Here is a 6320-nt window from a genome sequence, read left to right as displayed (position 1 = left end):
TCGCTCAGCCCGTCCGGGCCGGCGACGACCACCGCGGCGCGCAGCCGCCCCGCGTCCGCCCACCCGTCCACCCACCCCTGCGGCAGCTGCGCCGGCAGCCCGGTGAGGCGGACCAGGACCCGCCGGGCGAACCCGGAGCGGTCGCCCAGCGGTGCCCCGGGGCACAGCAGGACGCCACCGTCCTCGGTGCCGAGCTCGACGACCGCGCGCGGTGCGGGCGCACCACCGGCCGCCTCGCCGCAGGCGGCGGCCAGGCGGCGGGTGTGCTCGCGGGTGTGCGGGTCGAACACCCGCCCCCCGCTGTCCAGGGCCTCCTGCAGCCGGGCGCGGGCCTCCTCGAGGTCCTCGCGGGAGGCGCCCGCCGCGCGCTGCCGGGCTCCACCGCGCGTGCGGTCGCCGGCGGCGCGGGCGAGCTCCAGCCCCCGCACCCGCTGCGCGGCCGCCACCAGCGCACCGGGTGCCGGGCCGTCGGCGCACGCCTGCACCGCGCGGCGCACCTCCTCGCGCCCGCCCGCCGCGCCCAGCGCGAGGGCGGTGCGCACCCCCGGCCGCCGCGCCAGCCCGGTCAGCCTGCCCGCCGCCTCGCCCGAGGGCTCCTCGACGTCGACCTCCAGGTCCTCCCCGCGCACGAGGGTGCCCGGTGCGTGCGCCGCGCCGCTCGGCAGGTGCAGCAGCGGGCGCACCCGCCAGCGGCCCGGTGCCGCGAACGGCTCACCGGCGGAGCCCAGGGTGAGGTTGAGGTTCTCGTGCAGCGACTCGCCGGGACGCAGCCGCAGGACGCGGTCGTCGTCGACGGCGTAGCAGCGGCGGACGATCGGCGCGAACGCCTGCGCCGCGCCCCCGGCCGGGCCGACGAGGACCTCCAGGAGGCCGCCCTTGACGTCCAGGGCCTGCCGGGGGACGGCCACGTCGCCGTCGCCGGTGTTGGCCAGGGACACCTCCAGGAACACCGGCGAACCCTCGGCGACCACGAGCGGTCCGCCTCCGCCCGCGTGCGTCAGCCACAGCGACAGGCCCGGCGCGCCCTCCCCGAGCGCGTCCTCCTCGCCGTGCGCGGTGTCCGTGCCGGGCCCGTCGGTGCCGGGCCCGTCGGTGCCGGGCCGGTCCGTGCCGGGCCCGTCGGTGCCGGGCCAGTCGGTGCCCGTGCCGAAGGGCGCGCCACCGGGCACGACGGCCTCCCGCGCCCCGTGGTGCAGGAACGCCAGCTCGTCGTCGTCGAAGGACCAGTCGAAGTCCCGCTGGAACTCCGCGGCGCGGCGGCCGCCCCGGTAGCACCAGTCGTAGTTCATGAACGAGGTCGATCCCCAGCGCCCCACCGCGAAGCGGTGCGGCAGGTTCAGCACGTGACCGACCTCGTGCACCAGGACCTGCAGGAGGCGGCGCTCGGCGTCGGCGCCCTCGGAGCCGGCGCGCACCTCGTCGACGAAGACGGCCGCGCCCTGCCGCGGCAGCGGGCCCTCCAGGTCGAACATCAGCCCCAGCAGGCCCGGGCGGTCCGAGCGCGAGAGCAGCAGCAGGTGCGCCTCCCACGCGGTGGCGTCCAGGTCGGCCTGCGCGCCGGCGGTCATCGCCGCGTGCAACCCGCCCAGCCGCTCCAGCGCGTCGACGGTGCTCCAGCGCCCGCCCGGCGGGGCGGTGACGGGGCCGGGCACGCCGATCGAGGAGACCTCGAAGCCCGCGCGGCGCAGGCACTCCTCGACGTCCAGGTGCTCGCCGTCGACGACCACCCGCCGCGGCGCCTGCACACCGGCCTCGACCTCCACCTCCAGACCCAGCTGGCGCACCGGGGCGCCGGCGCGCACGAGCCGGGCCGCGATCGTCGTCCCCTCCCCACCGCCGTCCGCCACGTGCGCGCGCAGCAGCGCGCTGCCGGGCACGTCGTCGACGGCGGCCACGGCGATCCACCCGTCGTGACCGGCGCCGTCGCCGTCGACCCAGCGGACCGGCCACCGGGTGCCGCGCCGGCCCACCGGCGGGCGGCCGCTGCCGCGCCCGCTGAGGCGGTGCACGCGACCGTCGGCGCGCGTGGTGTGCAGGTCGGCGCTGAGCAGGCCCCCCGCTGCGGCGTCGACGCGCAGCTCCACCCACCAGCGGCCGGTGGTGCCCAGGTAGCGCCCGTCCGGCGCGCCGAGGGCGGGCAGGGCCCGGGCACCGCCGGGTGCCGTCTCGTCCTGCGCCATCGCAGCCTCCCGTCGGGCGCGGGGGAGGCCCGCGCGCCGTCGCAGCCATGATGCCCGCTGGTGCTGCCCGCGGGAATGCCCGCGGGGATGCCCGCGCACCCGCCGCCGAGCCCGCGGTGGAGCCGAGTAGCCCCCCGCCGGCGGCGGGGGAGGTATCAACCCGCCGGGTTCCCGCTCTGTACGGCGAGCGAGCGTGCCGACCGGCGGCACCGCCTCAGAGGAGGAACACCATGTCGATGGACGAGAACATCGCCCTCTCCCTGTACGACAAGATGCTGCAGGTCGTCACCGGCGCCGACCCGGGTCTGGGCCTGCCCAGCGCCTTCGACACCAGCACCACCGCCTTCCTGATGGCGCAGCGGGGGCTCGTGCTCAACGGCGCCGACTACCGCAACCCCTGGTCGCCGGGCAACACCTCCGGCTCGCAGGAGTCCACCGCCAACATCGCCTCCCTCGTCGACGACGTCCCCGGCCCCGGCCCGACGTGGTCGCCCACCCTGCGCAGGGTCTCGCAGGTCTACTCCAACCTCGTCCAGCTGGTCCACGTCACCGAGCCGCCCCCCAGCGCCGAGATCGAGGCGGCGCGGGCCCGCGCGGTCGCGGTGCTGCGCGAGGAGGGCAAGGACGACGAGGGCCGGGCGTTCATGAAGCCGACCCAGCTGGCCGACGCGGAGAAGAAGGCCTACGACGCCTACACCGACGCCTACACCACCTACATCGGCACCTGGGCGGCGGCGATGGGCGACGAGAACCTGCGCCGGGTGTGGCCGCTGACCGGGCCCACCGCCGTCTCCAAGGTGCGCCGCGCCTGGCAGGACTGGGGATCCTCCGGTCGCGACCAGGTCGCGGCGGCGAACGCCCAGCTGGCCACCCTCAACGAGAGCCAGGTCGCCCGCGTCTTCGAGCAGGCGCAGTGGCTCCTGAACGCCTACCAGTTCACCGTCGAGACCGAGAGCCAGCCGATCCTGCGCAGCCGCATCCAGCCCTCCGACTGGGCGGGCGCCGACGCCTTCACCTGGCCGGAGTTCACCTTCCGCTCCAGCGACTTCAGCAGCAACCACAGCACGGAGTCGACCAGCTGGGGCGCCTCGGCCGGCCTCAACCTGGGGTTGTGGAGCTTCGGCGGCGGTGTCGAGCGCAGCGAGAGCCGCGAGCACCTGGACACCGAGACCAAGGACATCAGCATCAAGTTCCGCTGGCGGGTCTGCCCGATCACCCGGCCCTGGATGGACGCCACCGTCTTCTCCCTGCCCAACTACGACCTGGGCAGCCTGGGTGGGCGCGGGGTGGTCTCCGACGGTGCCGGCGGCGGTCTGATGGCGCGGATCCCCTCCGCGCTGGTCATCGTCCGCGACGTCGAGGTCACCGGCACGTGGGGACGCACCGACTCCGACCACATCGCCAGCGCCACCTCCGGGTCCCTGTCGGTGGGGTACGGACCGTTCTCGGTCTCCGGCAACTACTCGCACAGCAGCACCCAGGACACCTACCGCGCGCAGGCCATCGCCAACGGCTTCCGGATCCCCGACATCCAGGTGATCGGGGTGGCGTGCACGAAGGTGCCCCTGTGCCCGCCGAAGCCGTGAACGGCCACGAGCCTCGACGGGCAGGCGCGTCGTGAGCGAGGACGGGCTGCCCGGCCGGCAGCTGTACTCCCAGCTGGCCGGCCTGCTTGCTCCGGCGGGCACCCCCGCGGGCACCGGCGTGCTCCTGCTGGTGGAGCCGGCGGGCAAGGACCTCGACCCGGCCGACTTCAGCGCGGACTCGGCCGTCTCCGCCGAGGCGTTCTCCGACCTGGTCAACCCGATCCCCGTGCCGGCGGCGACGTACGTCGACTCCGGGCGGCGGCTGGACGACCTGGCGATGATGGTCCTGCGCAACGCCACCGTCGTCCCCGACTCGCCGTCGGCGACCGCGGCGAGCCTGCTCCTCTCCGACGCGCGGGCGGACCTGGAGCTGATGGTCAGGGCCAGCAGCACACCGGGTGACCTGTACCGCCCCGCCAACGCCTCCCCCTCCACGTGGTGGCAGGACGGCGGCTGGGGGCAGGTCTCCTTCACGGTCGGGCCGCAGCAGCCGCCGGCGCCGCTGCCGCCGGTCTTCCAGGCACCACCGGTCGTCCCGCGACTGGCGTGGAAGCGCCTGCCGCGGGGCTTGGAGGCCACCAGCCCGACCGTCCGCCTCATGACGGGGGGCAAGTTGTCGATGACGTCGCTGCGGGCGCTGGAGCTGGCTCAACCGGTCGTCGAGCCCACCTCGGGGCGCCGGCTGGGCGCCGTCCCCCGGGCTGCTGCGCTGCTGCAGGCCTCGGAGGCGCGCACCGCCGTCCACGCTGGCGTCGAGGTCGGTACCCGCACGGGTTCCTTCCGCCAGCTGGGTGGGCGCAAGAGGATGATCGGGGAGGACGGCGCTCCCGTGGTGCCGCTGCGCCTGAAGGACGCCCTGCTGGAGTCGCGCGCCATCGACGCGGTGCTCGAGGAGACGCCCGCGCAGCCGCCGGGCGGCGGGGTGTCGTTCTCGTTCTCCTACAAGGTCGTGGACATCGACCGGCCCTGGTGGCACCCGGAGGTGTTCGACCAGCCCGGCTGGAGCATGCCCGGCTTCCCCGAGGCCGCCGTCTCCACCGGGACACCCGCCGACAACCCCGGCCTCATCGGGGTCGTCACCACCCGGATGCTGGTCGTGCGGGACCTGCGCATCAGCGGTGAGTGGAGCGGCGCGGACGGTGCGGCGGCCGCCGGCGCCCAGCAGGAGCTCGGCGCCGTCGGGCTGGGCCCGTTCGCCCTGACCGGTGACGTGGGCTGGGACGGGACGACCCTGTCCCGCCCCGGGATGCAGGTCGTCGCGTGGACGGGCGTGCTCACGCGGCGCTTCCCGGCCGCACCGGCCCCCGGGTGAGGGCCCCGCCGCCCGGTGCGTCGCGGCGCACCGGGCGGCTCGGGCTCGCGAGCGCTGCACCGGCCGGAGGACCCGGCGGGTGCGGCGCTCGCTCGCGCGTGCCCGGCGACCGGCGGGTCCTCACCCGGCGGGTTCTCGGGCGACGGGTTCTCCCCCGGTGGGTTGGCGGGCGGTGGGTTCTCGGGCGGGTTCCGCGCCCGGCTGCCCCCGGTGCGGCTGGGCTTCCAGCACGCGGTCCGGCCGAACGGGCCTACCCTCGAGCCCATCGCCGAGGATCGACGCGAGGAGGACGCCCGGTGGCCATCGATCGTGTGCGTCAGGCGGCGCTGCTGCGGGCGCCGAGGGCGAGCGCCCAGCGCCTGGCCGTGCTGTGGAAGCGGCGCCGGCTGCGCCTGGAGGTCGAGCAGCTGGTCGCCGGCCACGTGGGCGGCCTGGACCCCCACCAGGGCGTCGCCGACGGCTGGCGGGCGCAGCGGCGCTGGTCGGTGCTGCCCACCGCCGACGGCGCGGTGAGCGTGAGCGTCTCCGTCGAGCACGTGGCCGCCGCCGGGTCCTCCTTCGGGGGCGACTCGATCGAGCCGGACCGGTCGGCGCCCAGCTCCGCCACGTTCAGCGAACGGGTCGCGCGGCCGGACTGGGAGTACGGGCTGCTGCTGGAGCTGCGGACGCTGCTGGTCCAGCACGGGCACGGGGTGGGCGAGGTCAAGACCGACTGGCGGCTGACGGGTCTGCGCGTGGACTCCTGAGCGCCTGCCCGCGGCGCCCACCCGCGTGAGCGCTCCCGAACCGGTGCTGTTCGCGGAGCGCAGCGCCGGTCGGTTCCCCGGTACCGCTTGCACCCGCTGATCGCCGCGCGTTCACTGATCCCAGCAGTTCCCCCGTCCCGCGATCGATCCCGTGCGCTGCGACGTCGCGGCGAGCACGAGAACCGGAGCACTCCATGGCCACCTCCCAGCACGCGCTCTCGCTGAACATCCCCGCCGAGCTGAGCGTCGGCTCCCGCCCGGTGGAGGTGCCCGTCCGCCGCAACGGCCGCCGCTACGGCGTGCTGAGCATCAGCTCCCGGGGTGTCGAGTGGAACCCCTCCACCTCCCGCCCACCGGTCAGCCTCAGCTGGGAGGAACTGCCCGCCGCGCTGACGGCGGCCGCCGGAACCGCCGAGGCGGCCGGGAAACCCGCCGCCCGGCCCGCGCGCGGCGGCTCGAAGGCCGCGGGGGGGAAGAGCGCGGGCCGGGCGGCGGG

4 protein-coding genes and 1 pseudogene are annotated in these 6320 nt (G+C 76.3%); 4 read left to right on the top strand and 1 reads right to left on the bottom strand.

Features of this window, described 5'->3' with window-relative positions; all coding sequences use genetic code 11:
* Nucleotides 1-2180 (bottom strand): hypothetical protein (locus GTQ99_RS18390; protein ID WP_166617172.1); only part of this gene is annotated, 2180 nt, incomplete at its 3' end.
* Between the two features lie 230 nt (nucleotides 2181-2410).
* Here GTQ99_RS18390 and GTQ99_RS18385 point away from each other — a divergent pair.
* The 4 genes and pseudogenes from GTQ99_RS18385 to GTQ99_RS18370 form a co-directional block, all read left to right on the top strand.
* Nucleotides 2411-3766 (top strand): hypothetical protein, encoded by a 1356-nt coding sequence (locus GTQ99_RS18385; RefSeq protein ID WP_166617171.1) that lies wholly within the window; start codon nucleotides 2411-2413, stop codon nucleotides 3764-3766.
* Between the two features lie 31 nt (nucleotides 3767-3797).
* The gene (locus GTQ99_RS18380) at nucleotides 3798-5078 is read left to right on the top strand and encodes a hypothetical protein (RefSeq protein ID WP_166617170.1); all 1281 of its coding nucleotides are present in this window, start codon (nucleotides 3798-3800) and stop codon (nucleotides 5076-5078) included.
* A gap of 296 nt (nucleotides 5079-5374) precedes the next feature.
* Nucleotides 5375-5824, top strand: coding sequence for a hypothetical protein (locus GTQ99_RS18375; RefSeq protein ID WP_166617169.1), 450 nt, complete (start codon nucleotides 5375-5377; stop codon nucleotides 5822-5824).
* Between the two features lie 194 nt (nucleotides 5825-6018).
* Nucleotides 6019-6320: pseudogene (locus GTQ99_RS18370) on the top strand (Lsr2 family DNA-binding protein); the annotation flags it as partial.

This window comes from Kineococcus vitellinus (assembly GCF_009906315.1).
Classification (GTDB): Bacteria; Actinomycetota; Actinomycetes; order Actinomycetales; family Kineococcaceae; genus Kineococcus; species Kineococcus vitellinus.
This window is presented reverse-complemented; position numbering and strand designations above follow the sequence as displayed.